This is a genomic window from Candidatus Spongiihabitans sp. (genome assembly GCF_965237845.1).
In the GTDB taxonomy this organism is placed as follows: Bacteria; Pseudomonadota; Gammaproteobacteria; order Arenicellales; family Poriferihabitantaceae; genus Spongiihabitans.
On the sequence record NZ_OZ250154.1, the window covers coordinates 1,569,123 to 1,592,638 of the forward strand.

General features: G+C 48.3%; 20 protein-coding genes and 1 other RNA gene. 19 read left to right on the plus strand and 2 right to left on the minus strand.

What is annotated here, in order from left to right; genetic code table 11:
* Nucleotides 1-255: 255 nt before the first annotated feature.
* The 7 genes from ACPXXB_RS07550 to glnT all read left to right on the plus strand — a co-directional run bounded on the left by ACPXXB_RS07550 (nucleotide 256) and on the right by glnT (nucleotide 7,066).
* Nucleotides 256-639: a hypothetical protein gene (locus tag ACPXXB_RS07550; protein ID WP_423906128.1), complete on the plus strand. Its 384-nt coding sequence runs from the start codon at nucleotides 256-258 to the stop codon at nucleotides 637-639.
* Nucleotides 636-938, plus strand: coding sequence for a M20/M25/M40 family metallo-hydrolase (locus ACPXXB_RS07555; RefSeq protein ID WP_423906130.1), 303 nt, complete (start codon nucleotides 636-638; stop codon nucleotides 936-938). The genes ACPXXB_RS07550 and ACPXXB_RS07555 overlap by 4 nt, the downstream gene beginning before the upstream one ends.
* Nucleotides 926-1,861 (plus strand): class II glutamine amidotransferase, encoded by a 936-nt coding sequence (locus ACPXXB_RS07560; RefSeq protein WP_423906133.1) that lies wholly within the window; start codon nucleotides 926-928, stop codon nucleotides 1,859-1,861. The genes ACPXXB_RS07555 and ACPXXB_RS07560 overlap by 13 nt, the downstream gene beginning before the upstream one ends.
* 284 nt (nucleotides 1,862-2,145) lie before the next feature.
* Nucleotides 2,146-2,826 carry a hypothetical protein gene (locus ACPXXB_RS07565; RefSeq protein ID WP_423906136.1) on the plus strand — a complete coding sequence of 227 codons (681 nt, stop codon included), beginning with the start codon at nucleotides 2,146-2,148 and terminating at the stop codon, nucleotides 2,824-2,826.
* Between the two features lie 20 nt (nucleotides 2,827-2,846).
* Entirely contained in the window at nucleotides 2,847-4,175 is a 1,329-nt protein-coding gene (locus ACPXXB_RS07570; RefSeq protein ID WP_423906139.1) for an FMN-binding glutamate synthase family protein, read from the plus strand.
* Nucleotides 4,176-4,252: 77 nt separating this feature from the next.
* Nucleotides 4,253-5,704, plus strand: coding sequence for a DNA methyltransferase (locus tag ACPXXB_RS07575; protein WP_423906142.1), 1,452 nt, complete (start codon nucleotides 4,253-4,255; stop codon nucleotides 5,702-5,704).
* A gap of 54 nt (nucleotides 5,705-5,758) precedes the next feature.
* Nucleotides 5,759-7,066: a type III glutamate--ammonia ligase gene (gene glnT, locus ACPXXB_RS07580; protein ID WP_423906145.1), complete on the plus strand. Its 1,308-nt coding sequence runs from the start codon at nucleotides 5,759-5,761 to the stop codon at nucleotides 7,064-7,066.
* Nucleotides 7,067-7,533: 467 nt separating this feature from the next.
* Here the strand turns inward: glnT and putA are convergent, their stop codons facing one another.
* Entirely contained in the window at nucleotides 7,534-10,698 is a 3,165-nt protein-coding gene (putA, locus tag ACPXXB_RS07585; protein WP_423906147.1) for a bifunctional proline dehydrogenase/L-glutamate gamma-semialdehyde dehydrogenase PutA, read from the minus strand.
* A gap of 226 nt (nucleotides 10,699-10,924) precedes the next feature.
* Between putA and ffs the strand changes: the two genes are divergently transcribed.
* From ffs to ACPXXB_RS07645, 12 genes are all read left to right on the plus strand, one after another.
* An RNA gene (gene ffs, locus ACPXXB_RS07590) (signal recognition particle sRNA small type) lies at nucleotides 10,925-11,020 on the plus strand.
* 108 nt (nucleotides 11,021-11,128) lie between these two features.
* Nucleotides 11,129-12,892, plus strand: a complete 1,764-nt coding sequence (gene dnaX, locus ACPXXB_RS07595; RefSeq protein ID WP_423906149.1) for a DNA polymerase III subunit gamma/tau — start codon at nucleotides 11,129-11,131, stop codon at nucleotides 12,890-12,892.
* A 157-nt stretch (nucleotides 12,893-13,049) separates the two neighbouring features.
* Complete coding sequence (locus ACPXXB_RS07600) at nucleotides 13,050-13,385, plus strand: YbaB/EbfC family nucleoid-associated protein (RefSeq protein ID WP_423911060.1); 336 nt, start codon at nucleotides 13,050-13,052, stop codon at nucleotides 13,383-13,385.
* Complete coding sequence (recR, locus tag ACPXXB_RS07605; protein ID WP_423906150.1) at nucleotides 13,385-13,984, plus strand: recombination mediator RecR; 600 nt, start codon at nucleotides 13,385-13,387, stop codon at nucleotides 13,982-13,984. The genes ACPXXB_RS07600 and recR overlap by 1 nt, the downstream gene beginning before the upstream one ends.
* 33 nt (nucleotides 13,985-14,017) lie before the next feature.
* Nucleotides 14,018-14,800 (plus strand): tRNA pseudouridine(38-40) synthase TruA, encoded by a 783-nt coding sequence (truA, locus tag ACPXXB_RS07610; protein WP_423906153.1) that lies wholly within the window; start codon nucleotides 14,018-14,020, stop codon nucleotides 14,798-14,800.
* A gap of 32 nt (nucleotides 14,801-14,832) precedes the next feature.
* The gene (locus ACPXXB_RS07615; protein WP_423906156.1) at nucleotides 14,833-15,453 is read left to right on the plus strand and encodes a phosphoribosylanthranilate isomerase; all 621 of its coding nucleotides are present in this window, start codon (nucleotides 14,833-14,835) and stop codon (nucleotides 15,451-15,453) included.
* A gap of 27 nt (nucleotides 15,454-15,480) precedes the next feature.
* Nucleotides 15,481-16,437, plus strand: a complete 957-nt coding sequence (gene accD, locus ACPXXB_RS07620; RefSeq protein ID WP_423906159.1) for an acetyl-CoA carboxylase, carboxyltransferase subunit beta — start codon at nucleotides 15,481-15,483, stop codon at nucleotides 16,435-16,437.
* 108 nt (nucleotides 16,438-16,545) lie between these two features.
* Nucleotides 16,546-17,922 (plus strand): bifunctional folylpolyglutamate synthase/dihydrofolate synthase, encoded by a 1,377-nt coding sequence (locus ACPXXB_RS07625; protein ID WP_423906162.1) that lies wholly within the window; start codon nucleotides 16,546-16,548, stop codon nucleotides 17,920-17,922.
* Between the two features lie 89 nt (nucleotides 17,923-18,011).
* A complete protein-coding gene (locus ACPXXB_RS07630; RefSeq protein WP_423906163.1) occupies nucleotides 18,012-18,647 on the plus strand; it encodes an SPOR domain-containing protein in 636 nt (211 codons plus the stop codon).
* 194 nt (nucleotides 18,648-18,841) lie between these two features.
* Entirely contained in the window at nucleotides 18,842-19,339 is a 498-nt protein-coding gene (locus ACPXXB_RS07635; RefSeq protein WP_423906165.1) for a CvpA family protein, read from the plus strand.
* Nucleotides 19,340-19,367: 28 nt separating this feature from the next.
* Nucleotides 19,368-20,897: an amidophosphoribosyltransferase gene (gene purF / locus ACPXXB_RS07640; protein WP_423906167.1), complete on the plus strand. Its 1,530-nt coding sequence runs from the start codon at nucleotides 19,368-19,370 to the stop codon at nucleotides 20,895-20,897.
* A 71-nt stretch (nucleotides 20,898-20,968) separates the two neighbouring features.
* Complete coding sequence (locus tag ACPXXB_RS07645) at nucleotides 20,969-22,720, plus strand: homocysteine S-methyltransferase family protein (protein WP_423906170.1); 1,752 nt, start codon at nucleotides 20,969-20,971, stop codon at nucleotides 22,718-22,720.
* Between the two features lie 55 nt (nucleotides 22,721-22,775).
* Here ACPXXB_RS07645 and ACPXXB_RS07650 read toward each other — a convergent pair whose 3' ends face one another.
* Nucleotides 22,776-23,492, minus strand: coding sequence for a UDP-2,3-diacylglucosamine diphosphatase (locus ACPXXB_RS07650; protein WP_423906173.1), 717 nt, complete (start codon nucleotides 23,490-23,492; stop codon nucleotides 22,776-22,778).
* Nucleotides 23,493-23,516 lie beyond the last annotated feature (24 nt).

Consider the following 23,516-nt stretch of genomic DNA (forward strand, 5'->3'; position numbering starts at 1 on the left):
CTCGTATGCTCATCTGGTGAAGTTGTAGAAGGGATATAGAAGTGAGACCTTTGCATAATTACCGGAAGTGCGGCTTTAGCCGCGCAAGATGATTGCCGATGGCGGGACTAAAGTCCCACTTCCGATAGTATTTTGAATTATGCAAAGGTCTCAGAAGTATAAAGCACATGTTAGCTACGTAAAAACAACCCCACCCGCCCACGAATCGAAATCCAAACCAATCCTGTTAGTCACGCCGTGGCTACCCGTGGCAAAATGGACATTATACTGCAAAAATTCTCGGTTTTCCTTACAATTAGTTTGATTGCGCTAACTCGAAAATTCAAGGTTGTGACTCAAACAGAAAAAATCCTGGAAAAATTAATTGCTTATCCGACGGTCAGTCGGGATAGCAATTTAGCAATGATTCAACACATTGAGTCCTACCTTGGCGAATACGGCATCAAATCAAATTTAACCTTTAACGATGAAAAAACCAAAGCAAACTTGTATGCGGTTTTTGCTCCGGGTCAGTCTGGAGGGGTGATGTTGTCCGGGCATTCCGACGTGGTTCCTGTGGATGGGCAGGATTGGTCGGTGGCGGCGTTTGAGTTGCTGGAAAAAACGACCGCTTTTATGGACGCGGTACCGCCGATATGAAAGGGTTTATCGCATCGGTTTTAGCGATGGTGCCGAGTGCGCTGGCGTGCAAATTGGCGCACCCGATTCATTTGGCTTTCTCCTACGATGAAGAAATTGGCTGCGTCGGTGTGCGGCGCATGATTGATATGCTTGAATCGACATCGCATCGACCGCGGTTCTGTATCATTGGTGATTCCGCCTTGTTTAAGGGTCATAAACCCGATGAATATATTCTGAAATTAGAACTTGAACGCTGTGATCAGTTTTTGTCGGACTTGTTGGTGCAGCTAACCGAAACGGCGTTATGTGTGGAATAGTTGGGTTATATATTAAGCGTCCTGAGCTGGAGGAAAAATTAGGCGGTATGTTGTCTGATATGCTGATGCAAATGACCGAAAGAGGTCCGGACAGTGCCGGTTTTGCCATGTATCGTAATCCAGTAAATTCAGGGCAAATAAAAATTACCTTGCAATCCAACGATGCTGATGCCGATTGGGATGCCATGCAGACACGTGTTCAAGCCGAAATTGACCGAAAAGCGACGCTCTCGCCGGTGGCAAATCATGGGGTTTTGATTGCTCAAGTTGGCAACCAGGTCGGTAACCATCTGGATAACGAGACGGAAACCGAGGCGCTGTTGGATTGGGTTGATAATAATCTCCTTGGAATTAAGGTTACCAGTGTCGGCTACGCTATTGAAATATATAAAGAAAAAGGTTTGCCAAATCAGGTTATTCGTACATTTGGGCTTGACTCGATGGCTGGCACTCATGCCTTGGGGCATACCCGAATGGCGACGGAGAGTGCGGTTACCACCGAGCACTCGCATCCATTTTCTACCGGGCGCGACCTTTGTTTGGTGCACAACGGTTCTTTATCCAATCACAATAATCTTCGTGAAATGCTCACAGGCGAAGGAATACGTTTTACCACCGACAACGATAGCGAAGTAGCGGCCGGATACTTGACTTGGCGATTAGGGCAGGGCGCAACGTTAGACGAGGCACTGGAAGCGGCGCTGGAAGATCTGGATGGATTTTATACCTTTGCGATTGGTACCAAAGATGGTTTTGCCGTGTTAAGGGACCCGATTGCCTGCAAACCTGCGATTCTGGCGGAAACCGATGATTGGGTGGCGATGGCTTCCGAGTATCGTGCCATTGCCCAGCTTCATGGCAGCGAAAATGCAACCATCTGGGAGCCGGAACCGGCTACCATTTATAGCTGGGAGAGGTCGTAATGCCAGAATCTGGTTACAGCACAAACGCGGGCTACGTGAATAATAATAAACAGAGGATCATTGGTCGCACGGATTGGGACGGGAACGGCTATTATCAAAAAATTTATGTGATGGAATGTGAGATATGTGGATTCCGTTATGATGTAAACGGTTCCGATACATTCCAGCGCAAGCGCCCAAAGTGCCAAGGTGGTGCGTCCTGTTCTAATCCGCTGTGTTGCGAAGAGACAAGCGGCAAGGGAAATTGCTGAGCATGCCGATTTTTCCCGACAAATTAGATAGATATGACCGAATTTAACCTGATTGATTCAACCGTCCGCGCTCTCAATCGCGCTTTGCACGAACCAAGTGCTGAAGGTGCGCGTGTGCGTGTGTTGAATCCGAGCGGCAAGCATAACGTCGCCGCAGGTGCGATGTTTTCCTGTGATGTCAGCGTGGGCGGGCATGTCGGTTATTATTGTGCGGGAATGAATAAGAATGCCAATATTACCGTGAACGGAAACGCCGGTCCCGGGCTGGCGGAAAATATGATGTCTGGCAAGGTTCGAATCAAGGGCAATGCCTCGCAATATTGCGCTGCGACTGCTCACGGCGGTTTGCTGGTTGTGGAAGGGAATGCCGCCGCACGCTGTGGGATTTCAATGAAAGGGGTGGATATTGTGGTTAGAGGCAGCATAGGTCATATGAGTGCCTTTATGGCACAGAGCGGACGGTTGGTGGTTTGTGGCGATGCGGGTGAATCGCTTGGCGATTCGATTTATGAAGCGCGTTTGTATGTACGTGGCTCGGTAAAAAGTCTCGGCACCGACTGTATCGAAAAACCGTTGGACGATGAACACAAAAAGGAGATTTCATACCTGCTCAAACAGGCGGCAATTGATGATGTTGATGTCGATGAATTCAAGCGGTATGGCTCTGCCCGAAAACTGTATCACTTTAAAATTGACAATGTTGGCGCGTATTAGGCGCATTATAGGATTACGTTATGAGCGAAAAAATTGATAGATCATGGTTGCTGGAATCGGCAACCTTCAGTCGCCCGGTCATCCGTGAAATACAGCGCGCCGCCACCGAAGGCATTTACGATATACGGGGATTTGGCGCGAAGCGTTCGCTCCCGACTTTTGATGATTTGCTGTTTCTCGGCGCCAGCATGTCGCGCTATCCGCTGGAAGGCTATCGGGAGAAATGCGATACATCGGTTACGCTGGGTACGCGCTACGCGAAAAAGCCGATTACCATTTCGACCCCAATCACCATTGCCGGCATGAGTTTTGGCGCCCTGTCGGCACAGGCAAAAGAAGCGTTGGGGCGCGGCGCCAGCGAAGTGGGCACCAGCACCACAACCGGTGACGGCGGCATGACCGCTGAGGAACGCGGTCATTCCAAACTATTGGTGTATCAATACCTGCCCTCGCGTTATGGCATGAATCCTGACGATTTGCGTAAAGCCGATGCTATCGAAGTCGTGGTTGGGCAGGGTGCAAAGCCAGGCGGTGGCGGCATGTTGCTCGGGCAAAAAATCAGCCAACGCGTCGCCGCTATGCGTGATATTCCCGAAGGGATTGACCAGCGCAGCGCGTGTCGGCATCCCGACTGGACCGGCCCGGATGATTTGGAAATCAAGATCGAAGAGTTGCGCGAACTGACTGATTGGCAGGTGCCGATATATATTAAGGTGGGCGCGACCAGAACTTTTTTCGATGTGCAACTCTCGGTTAAAGCGGGGGCGGATGTGGTGGTGGTTGATGGTATGCAAGGCGGAACCGCTGCGACTCAGGACGTGTTCATTGAGCATGTCGGCATCCCAACCTTGCCGGCAACCCGAATTGCTGTTGAAGCGCTAAAGGATATGGGCATGCATCGCAAGGTGCAGTTAATCGTTTCCGGTGGCATCCGTTCCGGAGCCGATGTCGCCAAAGCCCTGGCCCTCGGCGCCGATGCGGTTTCCATTGGCACTGCGGCATTAATTGCGATGGGTGATAATTCTCCTGAACATGAAGCCGCCTATAACGAATTGGCAACCAGCGCAGGTTATTATGACGACTATCAGGACGGCCAGGATCCTGCCGGCATATCAACCCAGAATCCAGATTTGGGCGCTCGACTGGACCCCGAAATCGCCGGGCGACGGGTCGCTAATTACTTACGCTGCCTGACGCTGGAAACCCAGACCTTGGCCAGAGCATGCGGCAAGACCAATGTGCACAATCTTGAGCCGGAGGATATGGTGGCTTTGACAATCGAAGCGTCAGCGATGGCCAAGGTGCCGTTGGCGGGAACAGACTGGATTGCTGGCGCCGGGAAATTTTGATCGCGTGGTTCTGGCCTGAGCATATACGCGTCGATTAAAATATCATAAAATGCAGCCAAGGCGGGATGATCAAACACATGAAAAAAAACACACTCTACTACGGCGATTGTTTGGATGTGATGGGCAAATGGGACGATAATTCCGTTGACTTGATTTACCTGGACCCGCCCTTCAACAGCAAAGCGAACTACAACATTCTTTTCGGCACGCAAAGGGACGGCGGGGATAAAAACGACTTAGCCCAACTCACCGCCTTCACCGATACTTGGGAATGGGATGGAGATGCGGAAAAGCGTGTTGATTTGATAAACAGCGCGATTGCCCACCCGGCACATCGCGCCATCCGCGCATTCAGCGAAATCTATCCAGACGGCAGCGGCATGCTTTCCTATCTTTCGTATATGGCGGAGCGCATTGCCGCAATGCACCGCTTGTTGAAAGATACTGGAACCATCTATTTGCATTGCGACCCGACAGCATCGCATTACTTGAAAATCATTATGGATGAGGTTTTTGGAAAACAAAATTTTCGCAATGAGATTGTTTGGAGTTATCCAGCCAGCCCATCAACCACGACTAAAGATTTTCCACGGAAGCACGATACAATTTTTCGATTCGTGAAAACACAAGAATTTATTTTCAATCATATAGATGTTGCTATCCCATACTCTGACGCAAGCATAAACAGAAGTAAGTATGCCGCTAAAGCGTCGACAGTCCTTGCAGGAACAGCGATAAAGTTAAGGGATTCGGGGAAAATTCCGCCGACGGTATGGCAAGATATTCAGCAAACCTACCGATATAGGAAAGAACATCTCGGCTACCCCACTCAAAAACCGCTTGCTCTGCTGAAACGTATTGTGAAGGCGAGCAGTAACGAAGGCGATTTGGTGCTGGACCCGTTCTGCGGTTGCGGCACCACTGTTGAAGCAGCGCATTCCTTAAAGCGTGATTGGATCGGCATTGATATTTCATCCTACGCCATTGAGGTGGTGCGACGCGAGCGCATGAAGGATTTGCGCATCGACTTGGCGGGCGTGCCAAAAGACTTGAAAGGGGCGATGGATTTTTCCAGAAGAAACCCCTTTGATTTTGAGAAGTGGGCGGTGACGCGCATTCCCGGCTTTGCGCCGAACGCGGTGCAGCGCGGCGATGGCGGCATCGATGGCCGCGCGCTGATTTTTGGCGCGGAAAAAGAAAGGAATTTGTGCATCGCGCAAGTGAAAGGCGGCAAGCAGAGCATTGATTCCCTACGCACTTTTTTCGGCATGATCGCCAGCGGCAAAGCGGCCATCGGTGTTTTCATTACTTTGGAAAAATGGGATACGCCATCAGTGAAAAAATGCATCGCCCAAGCGGGAACGTTGCAAGTGGGCACGAAAGAATACAGCCGCTTAATCATGTACACCATTGACGATCATTTTCATGGCGTTGAGCCGAAAATTCCACCGCTTGCGCATCCGCGCACCGGGCAAGCGTTTCAGGCAGAATTAGCCGGTCAATCACGTTCGTTTTTTCAACATCAGTGACAAGAAAATGCCGAAGTTAAAACAGTCACGATTAGTTTCACGATAGATAATCAAATGACAAAAAATCTAGCAGCAATCGCAAAACAGCAGAAAATTAAATATTTCCTGATCAGTTTCGTTGATTTGTTTGGTGTGCTTCGGTCGAAACTGGTGCCGGCGCGGGCCATCGGCAGTATGCAAAAAGACGGCGCCGGCTTTGCCGGTTTTGCGGCCTGGCTGGATATGAGTCCGGCCGACGGAGATATGTTTGCAGTGCCTGATCCTGATAGCTTGATTCAGTTGCCCTGGAAAAAAGAGGTTGGTTGGTTGGCGGGCGACCTTTATCTGGATGGCAAGGCGATTGAAGCGTCTCCGCGGGTGGCGTTGAAGGCGCAAATTGCCAAAGCCGCAAAAAAAGGCTATCACATGAAAACCGGGGTCGAGTGCGAGTACTTTTTGACTAACGAAAATGGCACAAAAATTGCCGATAAACGAGACACGCAGTCAAAGCCCTGTTACGACCAATCGGCTTTGATGCGGCGTTACGATATCATTACCGAAATCTGCGACAGCATGATCGAATTGGGTTGGGGTCCGTATCAAAATGATCATGAAGATGCCAATGGCCAGTTTGAAATGAACTGGGATTATGACGATTGCTTGAAAACCGCCGACCACCATGTGTTTTTTAAGTACATGACCAAGCAGATTGCCGAGAATCATGGTTTGCGCGCGACCTTTATGCCGAAACCGTTTAGCGACCTGACCGGTAACGGTTGTCATGCTCACGTTTCGGTGTGGGACAAAGCCGGCAAGAAAAACTTGTTTCATAACGCCGCGGATGAAATGGGATTGTCAAAGCTGGCTTACCATTTTCTCGGCGGCATTATGCATAATGTGGAACAGCTAACCTCGATATTCAACCCGACCGTGAATAGTTACAAACGGATCAATGCCCCGCGCACGCTTTCCGGCGCAACTTGGTCGCCCAACTCGGTCAGTTATGGCGGCAACAATCGTACCCATATGATACGTATTCCTGATGCCGGACGTTTTGAGATGCGCTTGATGGATGGCGCGGCCAATCCCTATCTAATGCAGGCTGGAATTTTGGCGGCTGGACTCGATGGCGTTGCCAACAAACGAGACCCCGGAAAACGCCTAGATATCAACATGTACACCGACGGTCACACCATCAAAGGGCTTAAAAAATTACCCTTGAATCTTCTCGATGCGATCAGACTGACGCAAAATGGCAAGGCGCTAAAAGAGCAACTCGGCGCACCGTTGATCGATGCCTATTGCAAATTGAAAATGAATGAATGGGATGATTTTACCAAGTCGATCAGCCAGTGGGAGCGGGATCATACGCTGGATTGTTAATGTTAACCCCCGTGCTAATGTCATGGGCGCTTTAACCGTGTCCGCGGGGATATTTAATCTAAACAAATGAGGTTTTTATGGCAATTGCAAACTAGCGGTGGGTGTGTTTTCGGCTCTATGCTCGGCATCGCATACCGAAACAGAGGGGCTTTGAAATGAATAGTAAACAAAAAACACGGCGATTATTGTCGCCATCATCCTTGCCGTAATGATTCTGTTTCCTCCTTATGAACCTAAATTATGGGTGTGAACTATATGACTTTATTCTGCGGGCGCATCGGCCGTGTGTTATAGATATTCCTCCTCAACCGTTTGATTAGTTCAGTAGGTTGGGGTGAGGTACGAACCCCAACAATTCACTGTATCTTTGCTTGCTAATGGATTTATGGTTGTCAGCCCGGTCGGATTTAGCGGGAAGCAGCCTATCGAATCAGCTCGTCAAAGATCAGCGCCGGTCTAATTCAAAGCTACGCTAACGACAATAACGTGGTATTTCCCCCGGTGGCGGTGGTGTCGGTGCTGACTGATCGCTCCACCGCAAAGCGGTGCAGGTAATGCGGGCCGCCGGCTTTTGGGCCGGTTCCAGACAGCCCTTCGCCACCGAAAGGTTGGACGCCAACCACCGCGCCAATGGTGTTTCTATTGACATAAACATTACCCACCTTGATACGACTGACAATTCTTTTTACCGTGGATTTAATGCGACTGTGTATTCCGAAAGTCAATCCATAACCAGCGTTATTGATGTCATCGACCACGCGATCAATTTCGGACGCGGCGAATCGGCAGACATGGAGTATTGGGCCAAATACTTCATTTTGCAGTTGCCCAATACCCTCAATTTCAATCAGAGCAGGGCTTAAATAGTAGCCTGCGTTGCCTTGAACCGGCGCGCCTCGAATAACCCGGTTGCCTTGTTTTTCATGGGTCGTGATATGATTCATTAGCGACTTGCGCGCTTGTTGATCAATGATGGGGCCAATATCGGTACTGATTTCAGCAGGATCGCCCACTTTCAGCTCGGCCATTGCACCGATCAACATTTCAATCATTTGCTCGGCGATATCTTCCTGTAAATACAAAACACGCAGCGCTGAGCAGCGTTGTCCAGCGCTTTGAAAGGCAGATTGAATCACATCGGCAATCACTTGCTCGGGCAGTGCTGTGGAATCCACAATCATGGCATTGATGCCCCCGGTTTCGGCGATTAACGGAACAATCGCCCCCGGTTTGTTTGCCAGACTTCGTTGTATCGATTTTGCGGTTTCGGTGGAACCGGTAAAGGCGACCCCGTCAATTTGAGGATGATTAACCAGCGCCGACCCTACATTTGCGCCGTCACCGGGAAGAAGTTGCAGGACATCTTCGGGAATGCCGCAATCATGCATTAGTTGTACTGCGCGGTAGGCGATAATGGGGGTCTGTTCGGCCGGCTTGGCGATGACGCTATTACCCGCAGCCAAGGCGGCGCTAATCTGACCGGTGAATATCGCCAGGGGAAAGTTCCATGGGCTAATACAAACGAACACGCCACGGCCATGCAACGACCATTGGTTGAGCTCGCCGGTGGGCCCGGTCAGTGTCTGTGGTCGCTCAAACTCGGATTCGCATTGCTGTGCATAATAACGCAGAAAATCCACGGCTTCGCGAATCTCCGCAATCGCATCTTGCAAAGTTTTACCCGCTTCCATGATACATAGCGACGATAATGGGTCGCGATTATTCTCGTAACAATCAGCCGTTGCCATGAGTAATTTTGCACGCGACTTGCCGCCAATTTTGTCCCAATCTTCGGCGCATTTTCTGGCATTTTCCACCGCGATATTGACCGTTTGTTTGGTCGCGTTGGCAATCATTCCAATGGCCATTCCGGTTGCGGGTGAAATAGCAGCAACCTGCTCTTCAGTATTCGAGATATTTTTCTTCTTGGAACAGCCAATTAGCGGCGCGGCATGTAATTGTTGGGCATGATTTTCCATTGCACTTAGGAAAAATAGCTCCAATTCAAGCGCATTATTTAGATTTAATCCCATCGAATTTGGCCGTGCGCCATAGATATTTTTGGGTAGCGGAATGTTCGGATGAGGCTTGGAGTCCAGCGCAGACAGCGTTGCAATCGGATCGGCGACGATAGTCGCAATCGGTAAATGCCGGTCAACCAGACGATTGACAAAAGAGCTATTTGCGCCATTTTCCAATAGCCGTCTAACCAGATATGCCAGCAAGTCTTTATGCGGCCCGATCGGCGCGTAAATTCGACAATTGACGCCATACTGTTTAATGACATGGCGGTACAGAATTTCGCCCATTCCATGCAGGCATTGAAATTCAAAATCTCGGCGACTGCCAACGAAGTTTAATATCGAAGTCACGGTCAGCGCGTTGTGGGTTGCGAATAGCGGATAAAACGCCTCAGGATTATTAATCAGCTTGCGCGCACAAACCAGGTAAGCAACATCGGTCGTGATTTTTCGCGTATATACCGGATAACCTTTGTAACCCGCTACCTGGGCTTTTTTTATTTCCGAATCCCAGTATGCGCCCTTGACCAGCCGTATCATCATTTTTCGGCGGGTCTTAACCGCCAATTCCTCGATCCAGTCGATGACCGCCGGGGCCCGTTTTTGATAGGCCTGAACCACAAAACCCAGACCGTTCCAATCATCCAGGTCGGGATCATTACACAGCATCTGTAACAGGCTCAATGACGGATCCAATCGCTCAGATTCCTCGGCATCGATGGTCAGCCCGATATTGAATGATTTTGCCTGGATGCAGAGTTGTTTTAACCGGGGAAATAGCTCATTAATAATACGTGTCGCCTGAGCATACTCATAACGTGGATGCAATGCGGATAACTTCACCGAAATACCGGCGCTGGAACAGGGATCGCTATTGATATTTTTGCGGGCATTTTTGCAGATATTTTTATGGGCAATGGCATTGATGGCAGTTAGGTAGGCGCGCAAATATTGCTGTGCATCGTTGTCGGTGCGCGCCGCTTCGCCCAGCATATCATAGGAGTAGCGATAGCCTTGCCGCTCTCTGGATTCGGCGGTTTTTAATCCGCGTTGGATAGTCTCGGCCAACACAAACTGCTTGCCCATGATTTTCATGGCTTGCTTTACCGCCGCTCTAATCACAGGTTCACCGCTTCGGGCGATCAGCTTTCCAAGATAATCCCCGGCATCCTCGATAACCGCTTTGTCCAAAGAGATGACCTTGCCGGTGAGCATGAGTCCCCAAGTTGACGCATTTACGAAAAATGATTCACTGCCGCCCAGATGCGCTGCCCAATTGCGCTCCGATAATTTATCCTGAATCAACTGATCAGCAGTTTCAGCGTCGGGCACCCGTAAAAGCGCCTCCGCTAAACACATCAAGGCAACCCCTTCCTCGCTGGACAATTTGAATTCTTGCAGAAAGGCATCCAATCCGCCGTGGTTTTCATTTTGTTGCCTGATTTTCTGAACTAACTTGATTGCTTCTTGTTCGATGCTTTTTTGCTGGTTTTTGCTAACCTCCAACGAATCCAACAATTGCTCGGCACATTCTGTTTCATCGGCATGGTAGCGCTCGCGAATCGCACGACGTTTTGGATCTGAATCAGAAAATGGGGCGGTAAATTTCATCTCTTATTGAATGATTGCATGACCAAGTTTAATGAGTCTGACAATATCACTGATAAATAAGTTTGACTAATAGATATTTGGGCAATTGCTCATTATGATTGACGATTTAATGTCAATCAATGTCAATTAGCTGTTTCAGAGTATCCGTAAATTGAATAGAATAGAATGAGTCTTGATTTTAATTAAATTAGGCGCATGAGGTTTTATTTCATCTATGGCGGTGAAAGTGTGTCTCCTTGATGGCGATGCGTTGTCAACCCGGTCAGGTCCGGAAGGAAGCAGCCGCAGCAACAATTTCGGGTATCGGGGTAAGGTACGCTGGAGCCGCCACCTCTTATTTTGAACCTTGCATTTCATGCCTTGTATTTCATGTATTGATAATTGGCTCAAACAGAAAACACACTAAAACATATTTACTAAAGCAGATTTAATGAGCTACCTGGCCCTGGCCCGAAAATGGCGCCCAAAAATATTTTCCGAGGTGATCGGGCAAGCGCATGTCGTTTCTGCGCTTAGCAATGCCTTAAATAATCAACGGGTGCATCATGCGTTTTTATTTACCGGAACCCGTGGCGTAGGAAAAACCACCCTTGCCAGAATCTTTGCTAAGGCATTGAACTGCGATAGTGGCGTAAGTGCGGATCCCTGTGGCCAATGCGTGGCTTGTAGCGGGGTTGATCAGGGAAATTTCGTCGATTTAATCGAGGTGGATGCCGCCTCCCGGACAAAAGTCGATGACACCCGTGAGCTGCTTGATAATGTTCAATATACGCCGACTCAGGGCCGTTACAAGATTTACCTGATCGACGAAGTGCATATGCTCTCAATCCATAGTTTCAATGCGTTGCTTAAGACATTGGAAGAGCCGCCTGAGCATGTAAAGTTTTTGCTGGCGACCACTAATCCACAAAAATTGCCGACCACTATTTTGTCCCGTTGTATTCAGTTCAATCTTAAATCGGTGGACCTTGGTCGCTTGTCCGCCCAACTCGAAAAAATTCTGGATGCTGAACAAATCAAATACGAAGCATCCGCATTGATGGTATTGGCGCGATCTGCAAATGGCAGTGTGCGAGATGCGTTGAGTTTGCTTGATCAGGCGATTGCATTCAGCAATGGCGATGTAGATTCTGAGCAAGTGAGAGCAATGCTCGGAATGGTGGATGATCAGTTTACTGTTCAACTGTTGACGCAAATTATCCAAAATGAAGCGGACGGGGTATTGGCAACCATATCCCAAATGGCCGAACGCTCTGTGGATTATAGGTCGGCTGTGGATGAATTATTAACCTTGATTCACAATGTTTCGTTATTTCAGGTAAGCCCACAAGCAGTAGAATGGAAGGGCATTGATAGCGCCGACCTTGGCGGTCTTGCCGAGAGTATCGACGCAGAAACCCTGCAATTACTCTATCAAATCGCGATAATGGGTAAACGGGATTTTGATTTTGCCCCGGATCCGAGATCAGGGTTTGAAATGGTGGTGCTTCGGATGCTGGCATTTCAACCGCGGCCGCGCGATGACGCTGAAGATACCTCAAAAACGCAACAAAATGCTGTAGCCAATCGGTCGACGATTTCCTCGGTAATCGAGTCCGGGCAACCGAAGGTGTCACCCACTGAAAATATCACCTCGCCTAATCAAGAAAGTCATGGGCAAGAAAACCATGATCAAGAAAATAAGGTACAACCGATAATCTCAAATAATGCGGAAGTTTCAAACGCTGAATTTGGTGTATCGCCTCGACAAAAAATCTGCAATCCCTCGACCACGCCCTTGATAGATGTGCAGAAATTCATGAATGCCGACGGATGGCAGAGCTTCATAAATAGTTCCGGTCTTGGTGGGATTTCAAAAGAAATCCTTATGAATATGGCGCCAAAGTCGGTGGAAGGCAAAATCGTAAGCGTGACGCTGGATGCATCGAGCAGACACCTGTGTAATAACGGTCGGCTAAAGAAAATTGAACAACATTGCAAAGATAATTTGTCACTGGATATACGGTTTGACGTCGAAATTGAGGATCTCAGTGACGCAAACTCTGAGATTGAGACCCCGACTCAACAATTAGCCAGGGAACAAAAAGGACAGGCCTCTGCCGCACGTCAAGCATTTATTCACGACACCAATGTTCAAGCGCTGGTTGATCTGTTTGATGCGGAAATTGTTCACGAATCAATAAAGCCGGGTTAGCGCCAAAAAATAAACCCTGAAAAATAAACTGCCCGGCAGATTTTTCGGCAACAAGGCCGATATTCAGATACTTTTTCCTTGACGGTTTATAGCAGGTTGATTTACAAACAGTGCATACTTAGTATTTATTCAAAAACACCATTAAATTAAGGTAACAATCATGAAAAGTGGACTCGGTAATATCATGAAGCAGGCTCAGGCTATGCAGGAAAATATGCAAAAAGCGCAAGAGGAACTTGCCAGCGTGGAAGTCACTGGCCAATCAGGGGCCGGGTTGGTCGAGATTACAATGAGCTGTCGCCACGATGTAAAGAAGGTTACCATTGATTCTGTCATTGATCCTAAATTAATGGGCGAGGACAAAGAAGTGCTAGAAGATTTAATTGCTGCCGCATTTAACGACGCCGTTAGAAAGGTTGAGAAAGCAACCCAGGATAAAATGGGTGGACTGACTTCAGGACTAAACATTCCCGGTCTGACGTTACCCTGTTAATGGCAGACCCGCGTTCCATAGAGGGCTTAAAACAGGCTCTTCAGCGCCTGCCCAGCGTTGGGCCAAAGTCTGCTCAACGAATGGCTTTTCATCTGCTGGAAAGGGATCGGGAAGGTGCGCGCCAAATTGGAGAAGCAATCCGTCAGGCGTTATCGCGGGTCAACCACTGCAATCGGTGTAATAATTTTAGCGAATCAGCGCTTTGTGAAATATGTTGTTCGGCGAAACGCGACCCCAAAACACTCTGCGTGGTTGAAACGCCGGCCGACCTGGATGCCATTGAGCAAGCCAGAATTTACCGGGGTCTGTACTTTGTGTTGATGGGACATTTATCGCCACTGGATGACATCGGCCCGGATCAATTGGGTATTAATCAGTTGTTAAAACTGATTGCCGACAACGCCATTGAAGAAGTTATTCTGGCTACTAATTTAACCTTGGAAGGCCAGGCGACCGGGGATTTTTTATTGGACTTGCTGCAAGGAAAATCAGTGCAGATAACGCAACTCGCCCGCGGTATGCCGATAGGCGGAGAATTGGAGTATATGGACTCCGGCACACTCAATCAGGCTTTTTCTGATCGCCGTTCGGCGCGTTAGACTGTATTTAAGGCACTCGACCCTTATTTTTCAATGATTCGACTGGCGGCATGCGTGGAATATTGTGGTCGCAACTATTGTGGGTGGCAGCGGCAGGCATATTCTCCATCCATACAACAGGAAGTCGAAAACGCCCTGAGCAAGATCGCCGATGAACCGATCACTGTGCTTAACGCCGGGCGTACCGATACCGGGGTGCATGGCATCGGACAGATTATCCACTTCGATACGAATCGCGAGCGCACTCAAAATGAATGGTTGCGCGGCGTTAATACTCATCTCCCGGACGATATTTCGTTGGTTTGGACGCACCCGGTGAGCAACCATTTTCATGCCCGATTTGAGGCAAAACAGCGGCGCTACCGTTATGTGATATTGAATAGACCAGTCAGTCCAAGCTATCTCCACGGTCTGGTTACCTGGCATTATGCCTCGCTGGATTTATTCCTTATGCAGCGCGCGGCCAAGGATTTGGTTGGACGACACGATTTTAGTGCCTACCGTGCAGCCGGCTGCCAAAGCAAAGATCCGGTAAAAGAGATCTACAAACTTGCCTTGGAGCAATCAGGTCCATGGATTTGGATGGATGTTACTGCGGACGGATTTTTGCAGCATATGGTGCGAAATATTGTCGGCGTGCTTGTGCGAATTGGTGAGCGTCTGGAATCGGTGCACTGGGCGCAACAAATATTGGAAAGCCGCGACCGCAAAATGGGTGGGGTGACTGCGGTGGCAGATGGTTTATATTTTGTGTCGGTCGATTACGATGCTAAATTTAGCTTGCCGAATCCGCCTGAGGTATGTCGATTTTGGTAGAATGACTTGAATAACCACCCAGAATAAAATCGTTGCGAACAAGAATAAAAATTTGCGGAATTACCAGCCCGGAAATTGCCCGGCATGCGGTTGATGCTGGCGCGGATGCGATTGGGTTAATGTTTTATCCAAACAGCAGTCGTTATTTAACCATTGACCAAGCCGTTGAAATTAATCGAAAAGCACTGCCGTTTGTGGCGCAGGTCGGCGTATTCGTTAATCCCGAAAAACAGGTAATGGATAGTATTTTAAGTGCTGTGCACCTGGACTACCTGCAATTTCACGGTGAAGAAAGCCCGGACTATTGTGCAAGTTTCGGAAAACCCTATATAAAAGCCATACGAGTGTCCGAATCCACGGATTTACTGGCGGTGGAAAAACAATATCAAGATGCCGCAGGATTGCTGCTCGATAGCCATATATCTGATCGCTACGGTGGTACGGGACAATCATTTGAATGGTGTCAGGCACAGTATGGAGGCCAAAAACCGATTATTCTTGCTGGCGGCCTCACCGCCGATAATGTTCAGGCTGCCATTGCGACGGCCGGCCCATATGGCGTCGATGTTAGTAGCGGGGTGGAAACTGAGGCAATGAAAGATCCAGTAAAAATTATCAAATTTTGTCAAAATGTCAATCGCTGTAATCAATAAATAACATTAATAACAACATATAACAATATGAATTGGTTTGAGAAAATACTTCCGCCAAAAATAAAAACCGTCAGCAAAATAGGACGCAAAGGTGTCCCTGAGGGGTTGTGGAACAAATGCACTGCCTGCCAAGCGGTGCTGTATGGTGTGGAGCTTAAGCACAGCCTCCAGGTTTGTCCAAAATGTAACCACCATATGCGGATGGGCGCAAAAGAACGCCTGGAATCGTTTTTCGATCAGGGCTCAATTCAGTGGTTAGCCGAAAATGTTAACACCGTCGATATTTTTAAGTTCAAAGATAAAAAGAAGTATAAAGATCGATTGCAGGAAGCACGCAAGGCTAGCAAATTATCCGAAGCACTGCTTGGAGCGACTGGACAGATTAACGGATTAAGCGTTTCCGCCGTGGCCTTTGAATTCAAGTTTATGGGCGGGTCCATGGGCTCTGTGGTGGGCGAGCGATTTGTTCAGACTGCGAACCATAGCCTCGAAAATCATCAGCCTCTGATTAGTTTTACCGCCAGCGGCGGGGCAAGAATGCAGGAAGCGCTTTTTTCTTTAATGCAAATGTCAAAAACCACGGTCGCAATTTCTAAACTTCGACAACAGGGCATTCCCTATATTTCAGTCCTGACCGATCCCACAATGGGTGGTGTTTCAGCCAGTCTGGCAATGCTTGGGGACATTATTATTGCTGAGCCCAAGGCGTTAGTGGGGTTTGCAGGGCCTCGGGTGATTGAACAGACAGTTCGAGAAACATTGCCCGAAGGGTTTCAGCGTGCGGAATTCTTGCTTAAATATGGTGCCATCGACATGATTGTTGATCGACCAAAAATGAAACAGGAAATTTGCTTGCTGCTCGAAAAACTTGGATTCAGTTCCCAGGTTCACTCAAATTCCGAGTTACTGACTTCGCCATCGTCTGGGAATGATCGGGATTGGGTAGAGGGAGAGGGTGAGTTGCTGCCGGCCTCAGACAAGTAACTATTGAGTGGTTAGGTCGCCACAACTCTTCAAGGCGCCTGCGGATTATTGGGAAGGGTCACCAGAAAAAGTCATATGGATTAGCGGAGCGACAGAGGGAAATATCAATTGAACTCCGCATATCTGGATTTTGACCCGGAGTTCGGCTTGAATAAATGGCTGGAACATATCCAAAACCAACACTGGAGAACCATAGACCTTACCCTGGACCGTATTTCGCGGGTTTGGAATAATCTTGAGGGCAAGTGTGCAAATTTCACCCTGGTCGTTGCCGGGACAAATGGCAAGGGCTCTTGTGCGAGTATGCTGGATGGCGTGTTTCAACAATCCGGCAATCGCACCGGAACCTACACCTCTCCTCATCTGGTGCGCTTCAATGAGCGCATAAGAATAGATGGCGCAGAAGCGACCGATGAAGATATATGCCAAGCCTTTGTTCAGATTGAACAGGCCAGAGCCGGCATCCCGCTTACCTATTTTGAATTTGGGACACTGGCGGCACTGCTGATTTTTCAACAGTACAATGTCGATATTGCGATACTGGAAGTGGGTATGGGCGGGCGCCTCGATGCGGTTAATATGGTGGATAACGATCTGGTTTTAATGACTTCTATCAGCGTTGATCATGAACAATGGCTGGGCTCGGATCGAGAATCCATTGCAGCGGAAAAAGCGGGTGTAATCAAGCAAGAGGGAATAGTGGTTTGCTCCGATCCGAATATTCCAGAAAGTGTGTTGGCAATATCGAATCAACAAAATGCCACAGTGATTGGGGCCGAGCGGGACTATTGGATTGAACAAATCGCAAACAGGGTCGCCAGCAAGATCGAAAACGGGGGAGGGCTGCGGTGGAAAAGCAGCCATGCTGAAATTCCGCAAGATTGGCGTTGCATTAGTTCGTTAGTCCCGCCTTTTAACGGTCATCATCAAATTGCCAACCTCGGCGGTGTGGTGGCTGCATTAGCGTTGACCAGTGGCAAAACCGGGGTAACCGTCTCAGATCTAACTCAGGGCCTGAGTAGAGCCAGGCTGTCTGCCCGGTGTCAAGTGATGACCAACCGATCTAATAATTGCCCGGAAGTGATCGTTGATGTCGCGCACAATCAGGATTCCGCCATCAAACTTGCCGAGTTTCTCAGCGGCCGGGAGTGCGCCGGAAAAACCTATGCGGTCATTGGCGTGTTGGCTGACAAAGCACTCGATCAAATTATCAAACCAATGATGGCGCATGTGGATTATTGGTTTTTAGCGTCCTTGAGCGGCGAAAGAGGGCAAACCGGCGATCAAGTAGCCAGTCAATTAAAGCAGGTTGTCAAACACTCGACCAAACGCCCACAGTGGGTAGTCAAGAGAAATCCGGTCGATGCTTATTTAGCTGCAATGGAGCAGGCTAACATCGAGGATAGAGTGGTAATCTTTGGGTCATTTTATATCGTCGGTGATATAATTAACTACGTCGAGCAAACAAATCAGCAAACCAATTAAGTGCGCCGGTGCATCCCTTGTCAGATGAGATATTGCAATCTTGAGCTTAACTCGCAAAACGACCTGTTGCCCCTGCAGCCAGTTTGACCATGTTTAAATCGAATACAAAAATTCAGCCGCAGTACAAAATAAAACACCGCCTAACGGGTGCGGTCATTATCGTTGCGTTGGCGATCATTGTGATTTCTGTTTTGTTGAAAGAACCAGAAAGTCAGAGTAGTGCGAAATCCAGTAATCATTATGGCCGCTCTGAGCAGACTTTTGAATCAAAAGCACAACCGCTGAAGCTTGACACTATAAATTTGGATCAAACCGAAATGCAAAAAATAGAGGCGCCCATTAAAACTACGCGGCAAACGGCACCAACCACCGAAGGAAACCTGGTCCTCACCATAGATAAAAAATCAAATTCGGGTTCAAAAACCTCGCAGCAACCGCCCGACCCGTCGTCGCAGGATATTTCCGAAGGTGATATTTCTTTGAACAAGAGCGGATGGAGCGTGCGCGTCGGAACATATTCCGATATAGAAAATGTGGATTCAGTCTCTACATTGCTAATTAATAGTGGATTCCGCACACAACATACTCAGGTACAAACAACATTGGGAGTGGCCACACGAATATGGCTCGGGCCTTATACAAAAAAGGAAACCGCCGAAAAAGTTAGCATGCGGCTCAAGGCCATCACTGGCGAAAAGGGTTATGTGACCAAACACTCGTCCTGACAGATTATTCCCCAATGAATTATAAGGGGTAAATTTCAAGTGATAAATTCAGTGATGAACTTTAAGGCATGGTTAAAATTGATTGATGGCATTCACTGTCGGCGCCTGTTTTTAACCAAAAATAAAATTCCCGGTTGCGGTTTTAACGGGAGATTTCCTGACAACCGGCCTGACAATCCGAGTGTATCAATTTAATGAATGTTGTTGATATTGCTATCGTTGCCATCGTTTCAATTTCATTGATTATTGGATTATTCAGAGGATTTATCCGTGAAGTATTATCGTTGTTCTCTTGGATTGCCTCCGTGTGGATCGCTTACACTTATGCTGCCGCAGGCGCAGCATATCTGGATCCCTATATTGATCAGCCACCGTTAAGAACGGTCGCTGCTTTCGCCGGAATATTTGTGGCGGCACTGATTTTAATTTCCATGTTCAGTCATTTAATCTACAGAATACTTTCAATCACGAGGATTTCTGGCGTGGATCGCTCGCTCGGCACCCTTTTTGGTCTGATACGCGGCATTATTGTCGTGGCGGCACTGATATTGGTTGCCACATTTATGGGCTTGATCTCTCAGCCATGGTGGCACGATTCGCTATTGGTGGACTATTTCAACCCGGTTACGGATTTTATTCGATCGCTGCTGCCGACGGATATCGCTGAATCTGTGACACCAAAAATTGCTTAGATAATGGCGCCTTGATGGATGTGAATTTATGTGCGGACTGGTAGGAATTCTCGGAAACGATCGTGTAAACCAGGCGTTGTATGACAGTTTGACCGTCGTGCAACATCGTGGCCAGGATTCGGCAGGCATCATGACCAGCGACGGCAACCGGGTTTATTTGCGAAAAGACAATGGTTTGGTTCGGGATGTTTTTCATACCCGTCATATGGTGCAGCTGCAAGGAACGATGGGAGTAGGGCATGTTCGTTATCCCACTGCTGGTGGCGACTCGCGCGCTGAAGCCCAGCCATTTTATGTGAATTCGCCATTTGGGATTGCACTAGGGCATAATGGGAATTTAACCAACGCGGATGAACTCAGGGATGACTTGTTCAAGCAGGATTTAAGGCAACTTAACACCTCGTCAGATTCTGAAATCCTGCTGAATATTTTTGCCCACGAACTTCGAGCGGCCGTTGGCGAATCAAGTTTACGCGCTGCGCCGGAAGATCTTTTTACCGCAGTGGGCGGCGTGATGCGCCGCTGTAAAGGCGCTTATGCCGTGGTTGCGATGATAGTGGGGGTTGGGATTGTCGCATTTAGAGACCCCTGTGGAATCCGGCCTCTGGTTTATGGCGTTAAAAAGTCAGATTCGGGGGCATCGTATATGGTTGCCTCAGAAAGTGTGGCGCTGGATGTTTTGGGTTATCAGCGAGTACGGGATATACGACCCGGTGAAGTTATGTTGATCGATATTGAAGGCAAGGTTCACTGTTCAATTTGTGCGCGCCGGACAAACCAGGCACCCTGTATTTTCGAATATGTTTATCTTGCCAGACCCGATTCCATACTTGACGATATTCCGGTTTATCAAACACGAATTTATATGGGAGAGCGTTTGGGACATCGAGTAAAACAGGAATGGCCGGACCACGATATTGATGTGGTTATTCCAGTTCCGGATACCAGCAGAACGGCTGCGCTTGAAATGGGAAAAGTGCTGAAACTTCCCTATCGTGAAGGCTTTATCAAAAATCGTTATATAGGCCGAACATTCATCATGCCGGGTCAGGCTGAACGAAAAAAATCAGTGCGGCAAAAACTAAATGCTATCGCATCCGAATTCACCGGAAAAACAGTTTTACTAGTCGATGATTCCATCGTGCGCGGAACCACATCCCAAAAAATTATTGAACTGGCCAGGGAGGCCGGGGCAAAAAAAGTGTATTTTGCATCTGCTGCACCACCGGTGCGCTACCCCAATGTGTACGGGATCGACATGCCGTCGTCGGCGGAATTGATTGCAAATAATAGAACCAATGACCAGATTTGTGCTGAGATTGGTGCGGATAAACTGATATACCAGAAACTCGATGACTTAATCACGGCGGTGGCTCAATGCAATCCAAACATCAAACAGTTTGATACCTCCTGTTTTGATGGCAAATACATTACTGGAGATGTTACCCCGGAATACCTGTGCATGGTGGATCGCAAGCGTAATGATACAGCGAAAGATCAGGAGCAGAACGAACTGGATCTTTCAGAAATAACCGATATACGGGAAAAACGCGCTTAAAACTTTGACCCTGAGGCGCACAGAATTAACGGGTGTGCGCTTACACAAATTCAACCTGCGGACATAACGATATGAAACACAGTTCTGGTTACGCTTATATCCTGAATCAAATCGAGAATGATCAATGCGTTATTCTGGATGGCGCTATCGCAACCGAATTACAGCGATCCGGGGTGGGTCAGATTAGATTGAGCGATGAGACCCATTGGGGGTTCGATGCCTTGCATATTTCTCCTGAATCGGTGCTGGAGGTCCACCAAAGGTATCTGCAATCGGGCGCTGAAATTATGACCACCAATACCTACTCCATCCTGGATGCGCCTTCCTACACTGCGGACTATGATATCCACGTGGCTCGACCGATTCACTGGATGGACCTGGCCAGGGATGCCATTGAATTACCCAGAAAAGCGATTGCGGCTGGTAATCGGGAAGCCACGGCGGCCGTCGCATTCAGCATAGGCGGGGAAATAGAAACACAAGATCAACAGGCCACCATTGAACTACTATTGAAAGTGTTTGAGGACACCCCGCCGGACCTGGTTCTATTCGAGACGCTTTCCCTGATTGAAGACAATCTCACGTTTGAAACCATTGAAATACTAATTGAAAGCGGCTGGCCAGTCTGGGTTTCATTTCGACGCTGTCGAAAAGGGGTGTGTGGAATTCATGGACAGCTTTGGGGCGGACCGGAGGGCGACCGATTCGGTCGGCTTGCCCAGTCTCTGGAACGCATGGGTGTCGAGGCGTTAATGATCAATTGTTTGCCGGTCAACAGAGTCGAAGGCACGTTATCGTGGCTGCGGGATTTCACAAGTTTACCTCTTGGGGTATATCCCAATATGGGTCGATATGCCGAGACTGGATGGCGGTTCGATGAGCAAATGAATACCGGTAAGTTTGCTGAACTGGCGCTTGGGTGGAGGGCTGAAGGGGCTCAATTAATTGGGGGTTGCTGCGGGGTTGGTCCAGCCGAAATTAAACTGGTTGCTAAAAAATTAAACGGTATATCGAGAGGCGACCAGGCAAAAAAAGCCACGGCCAAGTTGCCTGGTCAGAGTGCGTTATCTGAATTGTGCCAAAACGCGGACTTAGGACAAGTAAAAAATTGGACCGACCAGAAAGGTCGAAAGTTATTTCCTTTGCCATTCCCCGAAATTACAGTAGATTCGGGTGTGTTCGTACCCACTCAAGGTAGCTATTTGATATGGAAATATTTGTTTGATAACGGCATTGGGGAATCCAAATCCTGCCTGGATGTCGGGTGTGGTGTGGGTCTCCTGGCAATTCAGCTGGCGTTGAACCAGGCAACTAGCGTGACCGCGGTTGATATTCAGTCTAAAGCGGTTGATAACACCTTAACAAATGCATTTCGTAACGGCGTTGCCGACAAAATGACAGGTGTCGCCGCTGATTTGTACTCGTTTATGCCGGATAACAAATTTGACGTGATTGTGGCGAGCCTTTACCAGATGCCTACCAACCCCAGAGGTCAATTTAGCGGGCACCGCGATATAGATTACTGGGGCAGGAATCTGCTGGACCATTTTATAAGGAATCTGGATAACTATCTTGCCAAAGGGGGGATTGCCTATTTGATGCAGGTTTCGATGTTGGGCGCGCAACGCACAGAAAATCTGTTACAGAAACATGGATTTCAATACCGCATTGTTGATTTTAATTTGTACCAGTTTAACCCGGTATTCAGAGACAACCTTGAACAAATACAGGCTGTTGAGAAGTTGTCAGATGCCTATCATTTTGAATTTGGCGCCGAAGAACACACCATGGTGATGTACCTGCTTGAAATCAGGCATCGCTGAAAACCAACGTCAGGATGACATTATTCAGAGCTTCCCATAATGATTGTCCGCGCAATTATCCGCGCAGCGCAAAACGGCCATGGTCGTAATAGAGCACGCTCTTTTGAGTGTACCAATCCCCAAGTACGTATCGTTTCGCAGGCACGTTATCCAGGTCAAATTCATGGACTGCGGGTTTATGGGTGTGACCGTGTATTATTGTTAACACACCGTGCTCGCGCATGACTTTTTCAACGTGTTGTTGGTTAACATCCATAATCTCCATGCTTTTGGTTTTTTTGGCAACCTCGCTTTTTGTTCGCATTGACCGGGCGGTATCCATTCTTTCGTTAACAGGTTTATTCAGAAACGCAATTTTCCATTTGGAAGTCATCATTTCCTGGCGCGCTGTTTGGTGTTCGATATCGTCAGTGCACAGAGTGTCGCCGTGGGTCAGCAACACTGGTTCTGATCCCAGAGTAATCAACGTCGGATCCGGGAGTATTTTGCAGCCGGTACGGTTTGCGAAGTCATTGCCGACCAGGAAATCCCGATTGCCATGAATAAAAAATATATCCAGCCCGGCATTCACCGTAGACTTGATTATATTTTCCACCTCTCCCTGGCCCAGGGCGTCCCCGCCGTCATCCCCAATCCAAACCTCGAACAGATCACCTAGAATATAAAGCCGACTTAGCAGGCCAGTTGAATTGTTCATGAATTCTTTGAACCATTGGGTTGACTCTGGTCGCACAGGGTCTAGATGCAAATCGGCAATGAATGCGATGGTCATAATATAGTCTTGGCAGTGGAGTCA